18 protein-coding genes are annotated in these 16,348 nt (G+C 62.9%); 13 read left to right on the top strand and 5 right to left on the bottom strand.

Translation table 11 applies throughout. The features are described from left to right. The first annotated feature begins 48 nt into the window (after nucleotides 1-48). Nucleotides 49-1,347 (top strand): DUF58 domain-containing protein, encoded by a 1,299-nt coding sequence (locus FHR66_RS15450; RefSeq protein ID WP_167087925.1) that lies wholly within the window; start codon nucleotides 49-51, stop codon nucleotides 1,345-1,347. Between the two features lie 318 nt (nucleotides 1,348-1,665). Here the strand turns inward: FHR66_RS15450 and FHR66_RS15445 are convergent, their stop codons facing one another. The 5 genes from FHR66_RS15445 to FHR66_RS15425 form a co-directional block, all read right to left on the bottom strand. Further along, the gene (locus FHR66_RS15445; RefSeq protein ID WP_160964430.1) at nucleotides 1,666-2,331 is read right to left on the bottom strand and encodes a hypothetical protein; all 666 of its coding nucleotides are present in this window, start codon (nucleotides 2,329-2,331) and stop codon (nucleotides 1,666-1,668) included. A gap of 230 nt (nucleotides 2,332-2,561) precedes the next feature. Then, nucleotides 2,562-3,161: a hypothetical protein gene (locus tag FHR66_RS15440; RefSeq protein ID WP_160964766.1), complete on the bottom strand. Its 600-nt coding sequence runs from the start codon at nucleotides 3,159-3,161 to the stop codon at nucleotides 2,562-2,564. Nucleotides 3,162-3,228: 67 nt separating this feature from the next. After that, a complete protein-coding gene (locus FHR66_RS15435; protein WP_160964431.1) occupies nucleotides 3,229-4,410 on the bottom strand; it encodes a glutathionylspermidine synthase family protein in 1,182 nt (393 codons plus the stop codon). A 34-nt stretch (nucleotides 4,411-4,444) separates the two neighbouring features. Beyond that, nucleotides 4,445-4,999 (bottom strand): DUF1190 domain-containing protein, encoded by a 555-nt coding sequence (locus FHR66_RS15430; RefSeq protein WP_202394523.1) that lies wholly within the window; start codon nucleotides 4,997-4,999, stop codon nucleotides 4,445-4,447. A 102-nt stretch (nucleotides 5,000-5,101) separates the two neighbouring features. Next, the gene (locus FHR66_RS15425; RefSeq protein ID WP_167087921.1) at nucleotides 5,102-6,460 is read right to left on the bottom strand and encodes a cellulase family glycosylhydrolase; all 1,359 of its coding nucleotides are present in this window, start codon (nucleotides 6,458-6,460) and stop codon (nucleotides 5,102-5,104) included. Between the two features lie 243 nt (nucleotides 6,461-6,703). On the opposite strand from FHR66_RS15425, the gene ilvD reads away from it, so the two are divergent. The 12 genes from ilvD (at nucleotide 6,704) to FHR66_RS15365 (ending at nucleotide 16,326) form a co-directional block, all read left to right on the top strand. Continuing rightward, complete coding sequence (ilvD, locus tag FHR66_RS15420; RefSeq protein ID WP_160964433.1) at nucleotides 6,704-8,542, top strand: dihydroxy-acid dehydratase; 1,839 nt, start codon at nucleotides 6,704-6,706, stop codon at nucleotides 8,540-8,542. A 779-nt stretch (nucleotides 8,543-9,321) separates the two neighbouring features. Further along, complete coding sequence (locus tag FHR66_RS15415; RefSeq protein WP_160964434.1) at nucleotides 9,322-9,672, top strand: hypothetical protein; 351 nt, start codon at nucleotides 9,322-9,324, stop codon at nucleotides 9,670-9,672. Between the two features lie 1,142 nt (nucleotides 9,673-10,814). Continuing rightward, complete coding sequence (locus FHR66_RS15410) at nucleotides 10,815-11,513, top strand: hypothetical protein (protein WP_160964435.1); 699 nt, start codon at nucleotides 10,815-10,817, stop codon at nucleotides 11,511-11,513. 127 nt (nucleotides 11,514-11,640) lie between these two features. Next, the gene (locus FHR66_RS15405; protein WP_160964436.1) at nucleotides 11,641-12,315 is read left to right on the top strand and encodes a hypothetical protein; all 675 of its coding nucleotides are present in this window, start codon (nucleotides 11,641-11,643) and stop codon (nucleotides 12,313-12,315) included. 413 nt (nucleotides 12,316-12,728) lie between these two features. Then, nucleotides 12,729-12,989 carry a DUF4265 domain-containing protein gene (locus FHR66_RS15400; protein WP_160964437.1) on the top strand — a complete coding sequence of 87 codons (261 nt, stop codon included), beginning with the start codon at nucleotides 12,729-12,731 and terminating at the stop codon, nucleotides 12,987-12,989. Between the two features lie 57 nt (nucleotides 12,990-13,046). Further along, a complete protein-coding gene (locus FHR66_RS15395) occupies nucleotides 13,047-13,400 on the top strand; it encodes an Imm8 family immunity protein (protein WP_160964438.1) in 354 nt (117 codons plus the stop codon). Continuing rightward, the gene (locus tag FHR66_RS15390) at nucleotides 13,393-13,848 is read left to right on the top strand and encodes a hypothetical protein (protein ID WP_202394524.1); all 456 of its coding nucleotides are present in this window, start codon (nucleotides 13,393-13,395) and stop codon (nucleotides 13,846-13,848) included. The genes FHR66_RS15395 and FHR66_RS15390 overlap by 8 nt, the downstream gene beginning before the upstream one ends. A gap of 67 nt (nucleotides 13,849-13,915) precedes the next feature. Then, nucleotides 13,916-14,167, top strand: a complete 252-nt coding sequence (locus FHR66_RS15385) for a hypothetical protein (RefSeq protein ID WP_160964439.1) — start codon at nucleotides 13,916-13,918, stop codon at nucleotides 14,165-14,167. A gap of 360 nt (nucleotides 14,168-14,527) precedes the next feature. Beyond that, nucleotides 14,528-14,845 carry a hypothetical protein gene (locus FHR66_RS15380; protein ID WP_160964440.1) on the top strand — a complete coding sequence of 106 codons (318 nt, stop codon included), beginning with the start codon at nucleotides 14,528-14,530 and terminating at the stop codon, nucleotides 14,843-14,845. A gap of 99 nt (nucleotides 14,846-14,944) precedes the next feature. After that, nucleotides 14,945-15,229, top strand: coding sequence for a DUF7660 family protein (locus tag FHR66_RS15375; RefSeq protein WP_160964441.1), 285 nt, complete (start codon nucleotides 14,945-14,947; stop codon nucleotides 15,227-15,229). Nucleotides 15,230-15,250: 21 nt separating this feature from the next. Next, nucleotides 15,251-15,868, top strand: a complete 618-nt coding sequence (locus tag FHR66_RS15370; RefSeq protein ID WP_160964442.1) for a hypothetical protein — start codon at nucleotides 15,251-15,253, stop codon at nucleotides 15,866-15,868. A gap of 149 nt (nucleotides 15,869-16,017) precedes the next feature. Beyond that, nucleotides 16,018-16,326, top strand: a complete 309-nt coding sequence (locus tag FHR66_RS15365; protein ID WP_237475200.1) for a hypothetical protein — start codon at nucleotides 16,018-16,020, stop codon at nucleotides 16,324-16,326. Nucleotides 16,327-16,348: the final 22 nt, after the last annotated feature.

Below are 16,348 nucleotides of genomic sequence, written 5' to 3'. Positions count from 1 at the left end.
CGCGCCTCTGCGAATCCCCACTCCCCAATCCCGAATCCCGGCCCCCCGATGAGACCCGCCCCGCCCCTGCTGGCCTTGCTTGCGCTGTGGGCGCTGTACGGCCTGGCCGTGGCGCTGGGCTGGCTGCCGCTGTGGAGCTGGCAGGCGGTGGCGGCGGCCATCGCGCTGGTCGCGGCGTTCGATGCGTGGCGGCTGTGGCGGCGGCCGACGCCGCAGCTGCGCCGTGAGCTGCCCGAGGCGTTGCCGCTGAGTGTGCAGCGCGAGGTGGTGCTGTATCTGGACAGCGCACAGCGCCAGCGCGTGGACCTGTTCGACCTGGTGCCCAGCGGCTGGGAGCTGCAGGGCCTGCCGCAGCGGCTGACCCTGCCCGCCGCGCACCAGACCCAGGTGCGCTACCAGCTGCGCCCGACCGCGCGCGGCCGCTTCGTGTTCGACGGCACGCACCTGCGCCTGCATGCGCCCTGGCGCCTGTGGTGGCAACAACGCCTGGCCGGGCCGGCGCAGACCGTGCGCGTGTATCCGAACTTCGCGCCGCTGACCCGCTTCGCCCTGTTCAGCGCCGAACAGGCCTCGCGCCTGGTCGGTGCGCACCTGAAGCGTCGCCGTGGCGAAGGCACCGACTTCCACCAGATGCGCGAGTACCGGATCGGCGACAGCCTGCGCCAGATCGACTGGAAGGCCACCTCGCGCGCACGCAAGCTGATCTCGCGCGAGTACCAGGACGAGAAGAACCAGCAGCTGCTGATGCTGATCGACACCGGGCGGCGGATGCTGGCCAGCGAACGCGGCCTGTCGCATTTCGACCATGTGCTCAACGCGGCGCTGGTGGTGTCGTACCTGGCGCTGCGCCAGGGCGATGCGGTGGGCATGATGGCCAGCGGCGGCGACGCGCGCTGGGTGGCGCCGCAGCGCGGCATGGCCACGGTCGACGTGCTGCTGCGCGCCAGCTACGACCTGCAGCCGCAGCCGGTGGCCACCGACTACCTGGCCGCGGCCACCGAACTGTCGCTGCGCCAGCGCCGCCGCGCGCTGGTGATGCTGGTCAGCAACGTGCGCGACGAGGACATCGAGGACCTGCTGGCCGCGGTGCGCCTGCTGCAGCGCCGCCATCTGGTGTGCGTGGCCAGCCTGCGCGAGCGCGAACTGGACCAGGCGCTGGCCGAAGACGTGCACGAGTTGCCGCAGGCCGTGCAGGCCGGTGCAGTGGCGCGCTACCTGCAGCAGCGCAGCGCCGCGCACGACGCACTGCGCAGCCACGGCGTGATGGTGCTCGACGTCACCGGCGAGGAGTTGCCCGCCGCCCTGATCGAGCGCTACCTGGCGGTGAAGCGCGACGGGTTGCTGTAGCGCGCCTTGGCTAGAGCGGCGTTGCGCCTTCCCGTTCTTGGTTTGGATGCCAGCAGCCGGCACAGGGCCGTAGCGCGGCAACGCAGGTGCGAGCGGTTGTTGTTCCACTGCAATTGCCGGCCCCCATGTAGGAGCGGCTTCAGCCGCGACGGGCGTTCACCGGGACTCTGTCGCGGCTGAAGCCGCTCCTACAGTGCACTCAGTGCAGGCCACCAAAGAGACTGAGCGGCATGCCCCCAATCCATTGCGCAGATCGCGCGAATCACCTGAAAGGCAAAATACGCACGGACGCTGCGTACACGCCCGACATCGCACGCATCACGACATGGCCAGATGCCTGAAGAACAACGCCACTTCGTTCTTCGCCCTGCTCCTGGACAACACCTCTTCGTACTTGTGTTGCAGTTCGGCATGCCGGCCCTGCGCGTTCAACAGAAACAGCGCCGGATACGAGGTGCTGTCGATGACCCACTGCCCCGACCCGACGCGCGAACACCAGTCTTGCGCGAACGCCACGCTCTGCACGACCTGCACGCGCCAATCGTGCACGTCCTCGAGCGCGTCGAACACGCACAGCCAGATCGAGAAGCGCTCGCGGAACGCCTCCAGGGATTCGTCCGCCGCCTTGAAGCAGCGCCAGTCGGTCAGCATCGCCAGGGTGGTATCGCGCGTGCGGGTTTCGATCGCCTTGCCGATGGTGGCGGCGTCCCAGTTCGCGGGATGCGCCGCGTCCGCATCCAGCAGGGCCTGCTTCAGCGCCGCATTGACGCGTTCCATCAATGCCGGATTGGCTAGCGCCAGGCGCAGGTGCAAGGCGAAGTGCCCCTTGCTTCTGGACAGACAGAGCTCATAGCCACGGACGTTGCCGTCGCCATCGACCGCTTCGAACCGATGCCGCCGGCGCACGAACCCCTGGCGTTCGAGCAACGGACCGAGCACCTCGGTGATCTGCAGAAGGACGGTGTCCTTGGTTTTGTCGGTCATGACCGATGCACCACTGGCGCATCGCTTGCGCCGGCGCGCAGACCCGGAAATTCCAAGCGCGCGCTCCGCCTCGGCGTTCCGACGCTCGCCGCATCACCCATGCAAGTCCAACGCTCCAAACCAGCACCACCTCGTCGTTGCCGCGAGGCGCGCCAACCGCGCGGGACCGATTGCATCCACAGCCGGCACACGCACGACCACGGCGGCAGCGCCTCGCACTCCGCCGCCGCTCACGTCGCCGCAGGCACCGGCGGCAACTGCGCGCTGGCCTGCTGCAGGCGCTGCAGCGTCCGCAGCATCAGTGGCCGGTGCCGCGCCAGCTTCATCCACGCCGGCAACCGCGCCACCATCGAGCGGCCGAACAACCCGCGGCGCTCGCGCAGCGTCGCCGCCACGTAGTCCTGCAGCTCCTGCAGATGGCGCGGATTGTAGGCCCACAGCAGGCCGGCGCGGGTCGGCGCGACCAGCGCCAGCGGCATGCCGAAATGCGGATCGCAGGGCGATCCGTCGCGCACGCGGTACGTGCTGACGGCCACCGCGCTGCTTTTCCCGCAATGCGCGCAACGCCCGGGCAAGGTCGCGGGCGCCGGGGTTGCACCGGTCGCCGTCGCACGCACACGCACCCACTTGTGTCCGCAGTGGCCGCAGGCGCGATGGCCTTCCAGTTGCACCGCTCCCACCCAGTCGTCGGCGGCGCTGTCCAGCCCAGTAGCGCACTGGCCACAACGGAACCGGGCCTGCCACCGGTAAGGCTCCCACTGCGCCAGCACCCAGCCCGGCGCGCCGCAGCGATGGCAGCGCACCGCCACCTGGTCCGCATAGGCGGCCAACGGCGTTCCGTCGTTGCGATGCCGACGCGGCGCGTCAGTCGGCGCCGCATCGGCGCGCGACACAGACTCAGGCATACAACACGCCCGGCCGCGCGTCCTCGACGATGGCGTGCGGCAGGAAGCGCGCGCTGTCGCGGGTGATCGGGCCGTCGTCCTCGCGGATGCCGATGCCGCAGGCGCGGTCGCCGACGATCCAACTGCCGACCATCGGGTAGCGGCCCTCGAACGCCGGCAACGGATGCGCCTGCTGGCGGATGTAGGGCCCGGCGTAGGGGCCATCGCTCTCCAGCACCCGGCCATCGTCCAGGTGCAGCACGATGTTGGCGCCCTCGCGCGAATGCAGCGGCTTGCGCACCCAGCCCGGCGGCAACGCGCTGCCGTCGTCGAACGCGGCCGGCAGCAGGTTGGGATGGCCGCGATGGCGCTCCCACAGCAGCGGCAGGATGCCCTTGTTGCTGAGCAGCGCCTTCCACGGCGGCTCCAGCAGGCGCAGGCCCGATCCCGGCAGCCCCTGGCCGAAGCGCTCGGCGAACATGTCCTCCAGCGGATACAACTTGAACAGCGCGCCGATCACCGTGTCGTCCAGATCGGTGTAGCGGCCGTCGCTGGACAGGCCGATGTCCTCGATCGCGATCAGCTCGCCGGCGACGCCGGCCTGCGCGGCGCAGTCGCGCAGGTAGGCGACCGTGCCTTGATCCTCTTCCGAATCGCGCACCGCGGCGAAGTACAGCGGCGGCGGCAGCCAGCCGGCAAGCGCGGCGAAGCGCTCCAGCAAGGCCTCGTGGATGGAGTTGAACTGGTCGGCGTCGTCCGGCAAGCGGCCCTGCGCGCGCTGGTCCTCCAGCCACTGCCACTGGAAGAACGCCGATTCGAACAGCGAGGTTGGGGTGTCGTAGTTGAGTTCGTAGAGCTTGGCCGGGCCGCGGCCGTCGTAGGCCAGGTCCAGTCGCCCGTACAGATGCGGCTCCCGGCGCCGCCAGCTGTCGGCGATCCAGTCGCGGAACGCCGGCGGAATCGCCAGCCGCTGCATCAGCGCCTCGCTGGCGACGATCTCGTCGAGCAGGCCCATCGCCATCGCGTGCAGTTCGGCGCTGGGATCTTCCAGGTCGCGCTCGATCTGGCGCAGGCTGAACGCGTAATAGGCGCGTTCGTCCCAGTAGCGTTCGCCGTCGATGGTGTGGAAGCGGAAACCGTACTCCGCAGCCTGGGCGCGCCAGTCGCCGCGTTCGACGATCGCGATGCGTTTCATGCGGGGTCTCGTGCGATGAAAAAGAAAGCCGGGCTCAGCTGCCGAAGCCGCGCCCACCGCCGGATTCGCCGAAGCCGCCGCGGCTGACGGTGACCGCACGGTTCGGTGTGGCGCCGATCTGGCTCATGGTCTGGTTGCCGCGCAGCATCGTGCCACTGGCCGCCGCACCGGCACCGCCGGAATAGGACGCAGGCCGCTGCCACTGGTTCTGCCGGTCCTGGTAGGCGGGCGCGGCATTGAAACCGGCGGCGCGATTGTTGTTGAGCATCTGCGACAGGAAGAAGCCGGTCATCATCGGCCCGATGAAGGAATGGCCGTGGCTGTCGCGCTGCTCCACGCAGCGATCTTGCGCATAGTCCTGCGCGCACTGTTCGCGGCTGGCGTACTTGGGCCCCTGCTCGGCGGCCTGCTTCTGCGCCTGCGCGAAGGCCTCGCGGCAGGTGGCGATGTCGTGGGTCTGCGCCACGCAGGCATCCACCGAGGTGTACAGGCCTTCCTGCGCCTTCGCTTCCGGCTCGCGCCCGCAGGCGGTGAACAGCAGCGGCGCGGCGCTCATCAACAACAAGGCGGTCGTCTTCGACCTTTTCATGGCAACGTCTTCCTGAGTCCAGCCACGATGATGCCCGGTTCCGCCGGCCGCGGAAACCCGCGGCCGGCGGTTGGACGTCGCTGCGGACGCAGTCGCGACGCGTCAGCTCTTCGGCGGCGGCGGCACGTAGCTGGACAGGCGCGCATCGAAATACGGCTGCACCGCGGCGATGTTGGACTTGACCTGGATGTCCATGCCGACGTCGCGGCTCATGCCCAGCACGTCGTTGTCCGGCCAGCCGGGCCCGAAGCACCATTGCGTGCTGGGGATGTTGTTGGCCTGCAGGTGCGCGAGCATGTTTGTGGTCGCCAGTTGCGCGGTGTCGTTGCCGGCCGGATAGCCGTGCTCGCCGAGAAAACCGCGCTTGCCTCTTTGTGCCAGCCAGTCGATGAACGGCGTGACCATCTTGATGCCGGTGTCCGGCGCAACGGATTCATTGGGATTGGCCCATGCGCCGCCGCCTTTGCCCTCGTTGTCGAGGTAGTTGTGCGCCTCGTAGACGATGCGGTCGTACGGGTCGGGGATCGTGTCCAGGTTGTTGGACACCTGATCCCACAGGCGGGCGCTGGCGTACTGATTGCCGCAGACGAACACGTAATGCGACCGGTCGAAATCGAAGATGCGCGCCGCGGTGGCGGTGGCGGTGCGCAGCCAGTGGTCGGCCATCACCAGCTTGCTGCCGTCGGCGTTGTACTCCGGTCCCTCGTAGGGTTCGTTCATCAGGCCCCAGCCGAAGATCGCCGGATGCGAGCGGAAACGCTGCACGATGCGGCTCCACAGATCCGGCAGGCCGGCGGCGTTGTACAGCGTGCAGCCCGGTGTGCCGATCACACGATACTCGTAGAGCTTGAGCAGGCTGTCGGCAGGATCGAAGTAGGCCAGGTACAGGAACGTGCCCTTGCGATAGGTGCCGTTCCACACTGTTTGGTCGGCGGGGTCGGTGACCGCGCGTCCATCCGGTCCGATCAACTGGCCGGAACTATCGCGCCGGTAACCGGACTTGCTCGCGACCTTGATCGGCAGGCGCATGTAGTCGTGCAACTCCAGGATCGCCACCTTGCCGCGCAGCGCGAGCCTGTCCAGCACTTTCTCGACCTGGTCGCAATACGTGGCGTTGAGCGGCATGCCCTGGCCGGTGCTGAAGCGTGCGGCGGTGGTGGGCAGGCGGAACAGCGGGCAGGCGCCGGCGGCGGCGATGTGCTGGTCGGTGATGTCGCGGTAGTGCCTGTCGATGATGGCGTTGTCCACGAAGTTGTTGGACGCCAGCCCGGACAGGTTGAGGCCGGCGAACGGCAGCGTGCCCGCGGCGCGGGCCTGGCCGCCGAGGCCCCACAACGCGGCGCCAGCGGCGATGCCGACACCGGCGCGCAGCACGTTGCGGCGGCCCGGATCGACCGGGGTGGAGGCAAGGGACGGGGTGGGGGAGGAAACAGCGGAAGACGAACGCACATGCCGGAGCATGGACACCTCCTGTGGTCATGATGGGCGAGCCGGGCCTACGCCCCCTGACGCACCGGCCTCCGCAGTCTGCCAAGCACAGGCAGGCGGGTCTGCGACCCGCTTCGCACTCCCGGCCGGCGTATGGCGGCGCCAGCGTGCGTGCTAACGTGGTCGGCCCACCGGTGGGCGGCAGGACGGTTGCAGCAGCAACGATCCGATCGCGCCACCATCGCCAGCCTCCCCGCCCGCTCGTTCGCTGCTCCCATGCCCGACTATCGCTCTAAGACTTCGACCCACGGCCGCAACATGGCCGGCGCCCGCGCGCTGTGGCGCGCCACCGGCATGCAGGACGCCGACTTCCACAAGCCGATCATCGCCATCGCCAACTCCTTCACCCAGTTCGTGCCCGGCCACGTGCACCTGAAGGATCTCGGGCAACTGGTCGCGCGCGAGATCGAGCGCGTCGGCGGCGTGGCCAAGGAATTCGACACCATCGCCGTGGACGACGGCATCGCCATGGGCCACGACGGCATGCTGTACTCGCTGCCCAGCCGCGAGATCATCGCCGACTCGGTGGAGTACATGGTCAACGCGCACTGCGCCGACGCCCTGGTGTGCATCTCCAACTGCGACAAGATCACCCCCGGCATGCTGATGGCCGCGCTGCGCCTCAACATCCCCACCGTGTTCGTGTCCGGCGGGCCGATGGAAGCCGGCAAGACCAAGCTCGCCGACCACAACCTGGACCTGATCGACGCGATGGTGATCGCCGCCGATCCCACCGCCTCCGACGAGAAGGTCGCCGCGTTCGAACGCAGCGCCTGCCCCACCTGCGGCTCCTGCTCGGGCATGTTCACTGCCAACTCGATGAACTGCCTGACCGAAGCGCTGGGCCTGGCCCTGCCTGGCAACGGCACCGTGGTCGCCACCCACGCCGACCGCGAGCAACTGTTCCTGAAGGCCGGCCGCACCGCAGTGGAACTGTGCCACCGCTGGTACGGCGCCGAAGACCCGCGCGCGCTGCCGCGCGGCATCGCCACCTTCGAAGCGTTCGAGAATGCGATGACCCTGGACATCGCGATGGGCGGTTCCACCAACACCATCCTGCACCTGCTCGCCGCCGCGCAGGAGGCCGAAGTGCCGTTCACCCTGCGCGACATCGACCGCCTGTCCAAGCGCGTGCCGCAGCTGTGCAAGGTGGCGCCGAACACGCAGAAGTACCACATCGAGGACGTGCACCGCGCCGGCGGCATCGTCGCCATCCTCGGCGAACTGGCGCGCGGCGGCCTGCTGCATACCGACCAGCCCACCGTGCACAGCCGCAGCCTGGCCGACGCCATCGCGCAGTGGGACATCACCCAGAGCGAAGACCCCGCGGTGCAGACCTTCTACCAGGCCGGGCCAGCCGGCATTCCCACCCAGGTCGCCTTCAGCCAGGCCACACGCTGGCCGAGCCTGGACGCCGACCGCGCCACCGGCTGCATCCGCGACGTCGCCCACGCCTACTCGCAGGAAGGCGGCCTGGCGGTGCTGTACGGCAACATCGCCGTGGACGGCTGCGTGGTGAAGACCGCGGGCGTGGACGAATCCATCCACGTGTTCGAGGGCAACGCCAAGGTGTTCGAAAGCCAGGACGCCGCGGTCAAGGGCATCCTCGCCGACGAAGTGAAGGCGGGCGACGTCGTGGTGATCCGCTACGAAGGTCCCAAGGGCGGCCCGGGCATGCAGGAAATGCTGTACCCCACCTCTTACCTGAAGTCCAAGGGCCTGGGCAAGCAGTGCGCCCTGCTCACCGACGGCCGCTTCTCCGGCGGCACCTCCGGCCTGTCGATCGGCCACGCCTCGCCTGAAGCCGCGGCCGGTGGCGCCATCGGCCTGGTCCGCGACGGCGACCGCATCCGCATCGACATCCCCCAGCGCCGCATCGACCTGCTGGTCTCCGACACGGAACTGGCCACGCGCCGCGCCGACCAGGACGCCCGCGGCTGGAAGCCGGCCGAGCCGCGCCCACGCAAGGTCAGCACGGCATTGAAGGCGTATGCGCTGCTGGCGACCAGTGCGGACAAGGGGGCGGTGCGGGACAAGGCGCTGCTGGATGGTTGAGGTGTTGTCATGATGGCCGCGGACTGCCGCGGTCTTCATGGCGTCCAGGTACTGCATTGTGGGAGGGACTTCAGTCCCGAGGCGTGACCGCAAACGCCCACGGCTATGCTGCTTTTCTGGACACCACGGCATATGCGGAGGATCTGCGCGGCCTACCCCATCCGCGCTGAATGCCGTTCACCATCGACTAGGATGAAGCGCCCCATCCAGCCAACAGACATTTGCTCGGTACGCAGGCTGCAATGCCGAAGCCGCAACCGGCCACGCACCTGCTCCAGCAACCTCGGCGGTTGATGCGCCGTTACGCCTTCATCGTCATGGGTGTAACTCATACGCCACTCGAACGTTGGATAACGTAGCCAGCATTGGCGCACGGAGCCGCGACCACCATAAGGCAAGTCATTGATGCAGGGTGGGAATTTCCCGCTTTGCAGACGTCCGGCGTTGGTGGATACTTGGGACATCACCGCTTTTGGACGGTCCAATAGTAGTTAGGCCGCAATGGAAAGAACTTCTGGGAAGTGCGATGAATGCGGGAGCCGATACATCGCAACGGCTTCAAGCATGTCATCGCTTTGTCCAGAGTGCGCTCATATTCTGTATGGCACTCCAAAGTGTCCACATGAGTTCATTTCAGGGCAATGTGCCATCTGCGGCTGGGATGGCTCCAGTTCGGCATACATTCAATCTCTACTCCGGTCGCGGCCGTCGCCGGCCTAACAACTCATTCAAGCCGACGCCGCTTCGCGGCGCGACTTAACTCAAGCGTTAGGTGTCCCATGAACACGGACGAAATCATTGACCACGCCATTCATCGTGGCGAGCGCGAAGGTCTAGAAGCCCTGGGGCCCGTGGAGCAGTTCATCTTTGCAATCTCAGAGGCAGAGGTGCACTGCGACATTGACGGCATCGACAATCTTCTCCAGGACTACGGCACGAGCAAGATGGGCCTGTTCGCACAGGCTTTTTCTGCCGTTGGAGCAAGCGAGATTGCCAATGCACTCCAAGCCATCTCGTCGTCCACTGACCCAGTTCCTGAAGAACTCTTGTCCCGCGCGAATCACCTCATAACGGTGCGGCATCAATACACATATGAAAGCATCCGAGCTTTTGTCGAACGCGACACCTAACCCCTCCGTCAAGGGGACGTCTTGCGCCAAGGCGCAAGCCGCCCCTTACGTCGAACGTTAGGCGGTGGTGCTGTAGGTGCGGCGGAGCTTCCACCTTCAGCGGCAGCTCTGGCGCTTCAGCGGCCTGCTCCGGTGCGCAGTCCTCTCGTCTTCTTCCACAGGGTCGCTCACCGCTTCGTCGTACAGCGTCGTTGCCCCGTTGCGCTCATTGCGTCGCGCTTCGGTCACATCCAGCGGGTAGCACCTCGGGCAAGCCCAAGACCGCGATCTGTGGCATGCTCTGCGCTCGGCGGCAGTGCTTGGGGAGCGCGGTCCAGGCATCACCATATCCTCGGCACCGCCGCCTAACAATTCATTCAAGCCGGCGCCGCTTCGCGGCGCGGCTTAATTCAGGCGTTAGGCCTCTCGAATGAGCGACAATACAGATCGGTACATTGCTGGAGTTGACCTGTCTCGACTCCCTGCGCAAGCCGAGTCAGTGTTAGCTGCGCTTGTCCAGTTTAATGAGGGCAAGCCGGTTACGGCCACTTGTCCATCTTGCGGCTGCGCCATTTCTGTTGAGGCTAGAGGTCATCCCATTTGTGCGTGGGTACACTCATGTCCATGCGGGCTGAGCAGCGGTTCGTTTCGAGGCCTGTAGTGCTCCCCGCTGCAAGGCCTAACATCTCGTTCAAGGCGGACGCGCTGACGCGCGCCGCTTAACTCCAGCGTTAGGCCTACTTGGAATCACTCATGCACGTCATACAAGACCAAGCGCGCCACGATCAGCTGGAGCGCTGGCTAGCTGATCAGATTGTCGGGCTAGTAAGGTCAAGACTCGCGTCTGCTGGCGTCAATGGCGAAGCGCTCGCAGGTCTCACAAGAGAAATTTCTGTTGGTGTCGCAGATCTCTGGGATGGCTGCCATGGGCTTTCATTGAACGGGGATTTTCTGTCTCCGTTCTTGGTCTTCGCTTCCGACAACGATGAGGAAGAGGTTGTCGTGAGTTCGTACAGCCATACCGGATCCTTCCTTCATGAGCACGTGGTTGTCGCCGCCGGCAGATCTGCCACTACGCAGGCCTAACAATTCGTCCAAGCCGACGCCGCTTCGCGGCGCGGCTTAACTCAGGTGTTAGACTTCCAGAAATCCACGGAGGCCACTTGTCCACATTGCGACAGCAGCTTATCGACGAGACGCGGGATCTCCTCGCGCGACTCGAAAATGAGGATATTCCGCTTTCCGCTATCGAGTCCCGGCCGTGGGTGTACCCGTTGCGTCGAGAGGTAAACATCCATCGACATCTGCATGAGCTGGAGTCACAGATAACCTCCTTGCGCGACGAACTCCGCCAGGGAGCAAGGGAGCCTGTGCGGTGTGCTTACTCAGAGGACCGCGGAAGCTACTTGCACATGCTCACCGGTTTGCCCGGGGGCATTGCTCAGGATCAAAAGTACATCAAGAAGAAGTCGCACTCGAACGAGTGGATGATCATTACCGATCCCTATTTTCTCCAGTGGGACGGCCCTAACAAGGCTTTTCCCTCAGAGAAGGCATACACAGAATTCATCATAGACTTCATTCCTATATCTCTTAAGAAGCTTGAGCTGTTCGTCCTTCCGGGCCCTAACAAGCGGATATTCAAAAAGTTCAACGATCGAATCCGTTCCCGTGGAACGCTAGTTTCCTACTGGCAGACGACCGAGATCCATGATCGCACGATTATTCGAGATAACAATACGGGAACGCTGCTAGGAACATCGTTTGGTGGCTACGGCAACAAGCTCTCGTTCGTCCTAGATATCCCAGATAGAGACCTAGAAGCTTTCATGTCTCAGCTAGACCGCATCAGGAATGCGTGACGCCGCTGTGCAAAAAGCCAAGATGCCTAACATCTGGCTGGAGCGCGACGGCTGCTTCGCAGCCGCGGCTCAGCCAGGGCGTTAGGCCCCGAAGCCGCCTTCCACATATCAACCTGACACGTGAATCATGCAACCGTCTAATCCAGATTTCCTTGCCACGTTTAGAACATGGTTAGAGCTTGCCTATTTTGTGAGCGGCATCGCTGTTGCCATTCTTGCGACCTTTGGTCTGCGACAGCTTCAACTTGCCAAACAACAGTTGGAGACAAGCAAGGAAATCTTCCGAACTCAGTCCCGCCGTTCCGCCGCAGAGGCAGCCGTTGTCGAATGCAGACGCTTTGCCGAAACTGTCATACAAGACGCCCTGCGGCTCGAAAAATTCATAGAAGAGAACAGTATTTCCTTCTTCGATAAGGCGAAGCTGGAAAGAACTGAAGACGGCGTCAAGATTGACCTCTCGGCCGTTGATAAGGATGACGTCAAAAAGCTCTCTGGGGCGCACCCGCAGATCAATGGCTTCTTGAATGGTCTAGAAGCGCATGCCCTCTACTTTCTCAGCGGGGTCGCGGACGAAGAGATTGCATTCAAGGTAAACGCAAAAACTTACGTCGAGATGGCTGAAACGGCCTTCAAGCTCTTCGCTATAACAGGGGTAGGAAAAGAAGACGCAGGCCCGATCAAGGCACTGTACTTTCGCTGGTCGCGCCGGCTCGAGGCCAAGCAATTAAAGGCAGAACAGGTTCGCTTAACTAGAAAGTTGGCGACATTTAAGGATGAGCCAATTCCACCAATCGGGGCCTAACCCATCACTCAACCGGACCCTATTGCGGCATGCGGCTAAAGGCCCCCCATTTCATTCTGTTCCTTTAGCCACATACCGCAACTGTCCGGTTGACTCAAACGTTAGGCTTTCTAAATATGATCACGAAAGAGCAAGCTCATAAACTTGTCGCAGAAGCCATTGATTGAAAGCGTGATTGGCTGCCTGAGGGCGATGAGATAATCATTGTTGAAAAAGAAAATATTTAAAGTTCGTGGAGTTGGGCCATCCTCCATACATCTAAGCTATGGTTAGAAAATAACGACATTAAATATGCTTTGGCTGGCAATGCCCCGACGCTTCTAGAGCATGAAACTGGAAAAGCTCATACCGACTGCACAGCCTTTAGCATTGACCGACACATTGAAAATTAAGAGGGTCTTCCCACATTCCAGTTGGTTATTTCAAAATCTGGTAATCGCCCGGTCCGGGTCATCTTGGAGCCACCCGTCGCTCCCGGCAACCACTCTGATCATGTGCTCCAAGGTCTGGTCGCGCTCGGCTGCAGCTATGAGGGCGCCAATCCCAAGTACTTTTCGGTCAACATACCACCTGCCGTCGAGTTGCAAGAGGTGCGCTCCTACCTTATCCGGCACAAGACGCAGTGGGAGCACGCAGATCCAACTTATGCTTCACTCTTCCCGGATGAGGCATAAGAATTCGTTCAAGCCGACGCCGCTTCACGGCATGGCTTAATTCAGATCGTAGGCGTTATGAAACTGCAGCTCAAGGTACAGGATTGCTCCGCCCATGATCCTATTGAGACATGGCAGCCAGACGATCCTGCGCATGTCGATTATCAGCCTTGTATACACATCAGCTCAGCTAATGAGGAAGTCGCGCACTTGTTCTACGTCAATGTTCCCTCAGAGGCTGTCGCTCGCAATCGAGATGCGGCCACTCTTTCTCGACGCAAGAAGATTGTAGTCAAGCGCTACTCTTGGGACGCCGTTAAATATGAAATTAACGAAATCCCACATCAGATCAATGAGCCAACTTGGGATGAGGCGACGCATAAGTTGAGCCAGTGTTTTGAGTGGGAGTTCGGGAACTACAAGCATGCATGAACCACGCGCCGATCAATTCATTCAAGCCGACTTTGTTTCGCGACGCGGCTTAACTCAAGCGTTAACTCCCACAGGAGACTATTCGTTGGCTTACACCATTCCAAAACACCATGTGCTCCCGTACGCACCTGAAGTACTTCGATCATTCAGCGTCTATGGCTTCGAGTGGATCGACAACCTTCACTTTCTTGCTGATCCGAAGGACTTCATTGTCGACGCGGTAGATACATTCCTGCTTATTGCCAGAGAGATGTTCACCGAGGCCGGCTGGGCCGGCGATGGAGACATTCGTCTGCTATGGCTGCCCCCCTTTGCATTTCCATTGGCGCTTGGCATTCCGCCGGAGGGCATCGTGCTATGGCACGTGAAGCAGGAGGAAGATGGCGTGTCGTTCATCTTATCTCCCATCGAACTTCCATTCGAGGAATTCAGGCATGAAGTCGCCTGACAGTTCATTCAAGCCGAACTTGCTTCGTCGCTCTAAATTCCAGAGTCAGGCATCATAGGACTCACTCTTGCGATACCGAATCGAACAGGAGCCTGGGCGGGATGCCTTCGGCAACTACAGCTACCGTGTCTATAATGGCAGTCAACTTGTCGCTCGATACTGGCATGATTATCGCGGCGACGACCACGGCATCGAATTCGTCAATGGCAAAAGCCTATCCTGCCCTGGCCGGATGACAGATTTCATCACAGGTGGCGGCCCGCGGCCGATCGCACTCTCGGAGCAAGCGGCCAAGTATATTGACCAGCATTTCGGGTAAGTTGCTTGGGCCGCTACAACTTGCACAGTCTGGCATCTCGTTCGAGGCGAGTGGCTTCCGCCGCTTAACTCCAACCTTTGGGGCTGTTATCGGTTCCTGCAGGCACAGATCCCCAGGGCATTGGCCGGCACCGACCCAGTACCTCGCGAAGCTTGGGCGTATGACCCGCATCGAGCAGTTCCTGTTAACCAACAACCTGCAGTCCAAGGCGATAGCTCCCTGGCTTCGGAGCTATGGCTACCTCAGCGACGACAAAATGCCTCTACACGTGGAAGACGCCGACCAAGGCAACGAAGATGTCCGGCCTCTTGTACCCACGCACCGTTACCATTCGACCTATCCGAGCCTGACACCCCTTACGTGAGCCACTCCCACACCTTCCGATCCTGGCACTTCGCCCTGCCGGTCGAAACCGGGATGTTCACCACACGGCAGGCACTGGATGACACAGAACCTGTGCGTGAGGTCTACCACGAGCACGACGGCGATTGGCAGTTCCTGTGCGGGACGACAATCGACGAAACGGACGTGAAGCTGGTCTGCCTCGGCTGCATGGTCGAGGCCGATCACACGATCGGAGAGCTTGCCGACCTGCCGGCAGGCTGGCGCGCGACCCGGCAAGCATTGGGCGATGCATGGTCCAGAGCTCCTTACGAGGACGAGGACGAGGACGAATGAATATTCGCCGACGGAACCATATGAGGCTTCAGAGCGCAGATGCCCACGGCACCACATCAGACGCTCAAGGCCGAGCTTTGCAAGGGCAGTAATAGTGCAATGACACACGATCCGTTATTCGACGCGCTGCTGTCTGTGGAAGGGAAAGCCTCCTTCATGCGTTTCGTCGCTTTGCTGATCGCCGAACGCAGCGCCGTCGACAGCCAAACGCCGAGCAGCGACGGATTCCAGGGCGCCTGGGCCAACCACAGCATCGCCGACTTCCTCGGCGCAGCCAACGCCTGGGCGGAGGACTCGGAGTTCGGTGCCCGCCCCGGACCGAAGCCGACCAATGTCTGGCGATTGTTCGCTACCTTCCTGTTCGCCGGTCGCAGCTACGAGTGATGCGTCACGAAGGTGTCCGCCATGAACGTGCACCTGCCACCGACAGCGGATCGTTGCTTACTCAGTCCGACCATTGCGCCAAGGATTGCGGATGTCCTGACGACGCCCCTTGGCGACCTGGCGTTTGATGTGCACGCACAAGGTTCGTGGCTGGGCACACCGGTCGCCACCTTTCAACACGGCCCGATTGCGCCGATCTTGCCACCGGGCATGTCCGTCACAGCAAGCATCGCGGTGCTGATCACCCTGTTTCCTCCGATCGCACTCTCCGACGTCCGCATCAGCGCCCTGTGGCAGAGGCAGTTCCCAGCGGATCCGCGCCCCACCACCGGCGAACGGCTTGATGCACTGGAGTGGATCGACGGTAACCAGATCATATTGCTCGGCACTGAAGATGGCGACGCCCTGGCAGAACGGTTGCAGGCACATGGACTGGACACGAACACCTACAAGCACGCCTATCCCCTGCGCTATCGGCCCAACGGCTTTGATGTGTTGCTGCCGCAAGTTCCGGCGGCAGCCAGCACTACCGTGCACTTCATCGTGGCGATCAACGCTTACCCCGAACCAGCAGAAGACTCGGCATGGTTCGCCGCCGACGTGCCGCATCAGCGCGTACTCGCGGAGCTGGCGAGTTAGCGATCAGATCAGCACACCTGGCTACGCACAACCTCCTTTGCGCGACGTATCGAACATCCGCTGGATCTTCCCCCAAATCGCATCAGCGCACACTCCGCAATGAACTGGAAATCGATCCTTGCCTATGCCGGTCTGCTTTTTCTTCTGCAGTGCTGCGTTGGCTTTTTCAGCGGCATCTTCGACCTCGGGGACTGGTCAATGCCGGATCCATCCTCTCCTTCCTGCTATGCGCCGCGCTGCTCGCGCACCTGGCGCGGCGCGTGGCACAGCACCGCCTCGCGCATGCCTGCCTCGTCCTGGTCGTCTACGCCGCCCAAGCAGCTGTGGTCGCGGCGCTGTCGCCACCCGAACCGACCATACTTTTCATACTGGAATGGCTACAACTGCTCGCCTCCACAGGCTTCGGCTTGCTCGTTGGCTGGTTGTTCCAGCCCGTCGCCGATCAACGTCGACTGTAGTAGCCGCGTGCCCACCAAGCAT

It is taken from the genome of Xanthomonas sp. F4 (assembly GCF_011761895.1).
This window is presented reverse-complemented; position numbering and strand designations above follow the sequence as displayed.

Coding starts and splice junctions, on each gene's coding strand:
- FHR66_RS15450 (WP_167087925.1), top strand. CDS start 49: ATGAGACCCGCCCCGCCCCTGCTGGCCTTGCTTGCGCTGTGGGCGCTG.
- FHR66_RS15445 (WP_160964430.1), bottom strand. CDS start 2,331: ATGACCGACAAAACCAAGGACACCGTCCTTCTGCAGATCACCGAGGTG.
- FHR66_RS15435 (WP_160964431.1), bottom strand. CDS start 4,410: ATGAAACGCATCGCGATCGTCGAACGCGGCGACTGGCGCGCCCAGGCT.
- FHR66_RS15430 (WP_202394523.1), bottom strand. CDS start 4,999: ATGAAAAGGTCGAAGACGACCGCCTTGTTGTTGATGAGCGCCGCGCCG.
- FHR66_RS15425 (WP_167087921.1), bottom strand. CDS start 6,460: ATGCTCCGGCATGTGCGTTCGTCTTCCGCTGTTTCCTCCCCCACCCCG.
- ilvD (WP_160964433.1), top strand. CDS start 6,704: ATGCCCGACTATCGCTCTAAGACTTCGACCCACGGCCGCAACATGGCC.
- FHR66_RS15415 (WP_160964434.1), top strand. CDS start 9,322: ATGAACACGGACGAAATCATTGACCACGCCATTCATCGTGGCGAGCGC.
- FHR66_RS15405 (WP_160964436.1), top strand. CDS start 11,641: ATGCAACCGTCTAATCCAGATTTCCTTGCCACGTTTAGAACATGGTTA.
- FHR66_RS15395 (WP_160964438.1), top strand. CDS start 13,047: ATGAAACTGCAGCTCAAGGTACAGGATTGCTCCGCCCATGATCCTATT.
- FHR66_RS15390 (WP_202394524.1), top strand. CDS start 13,393: ATGCATGAACCACGCGCCGATCAATTCATTCAAGCCGACTTTGTTTCG.
- FHR66_RS15375 (WP_160964441.1), top strand. CDS start 14,945: ATGACACACGATCCGTTATTCGACGCGCTGCTGTCTGTGGAAGGGAAA.
- FHR66_RS15370 (WP_160964442.1), top strand. CDS start 15,251: ATGAACGTGCACCTGCCACCGACAGCGGATCGTTGCTTACTCAGTCCG.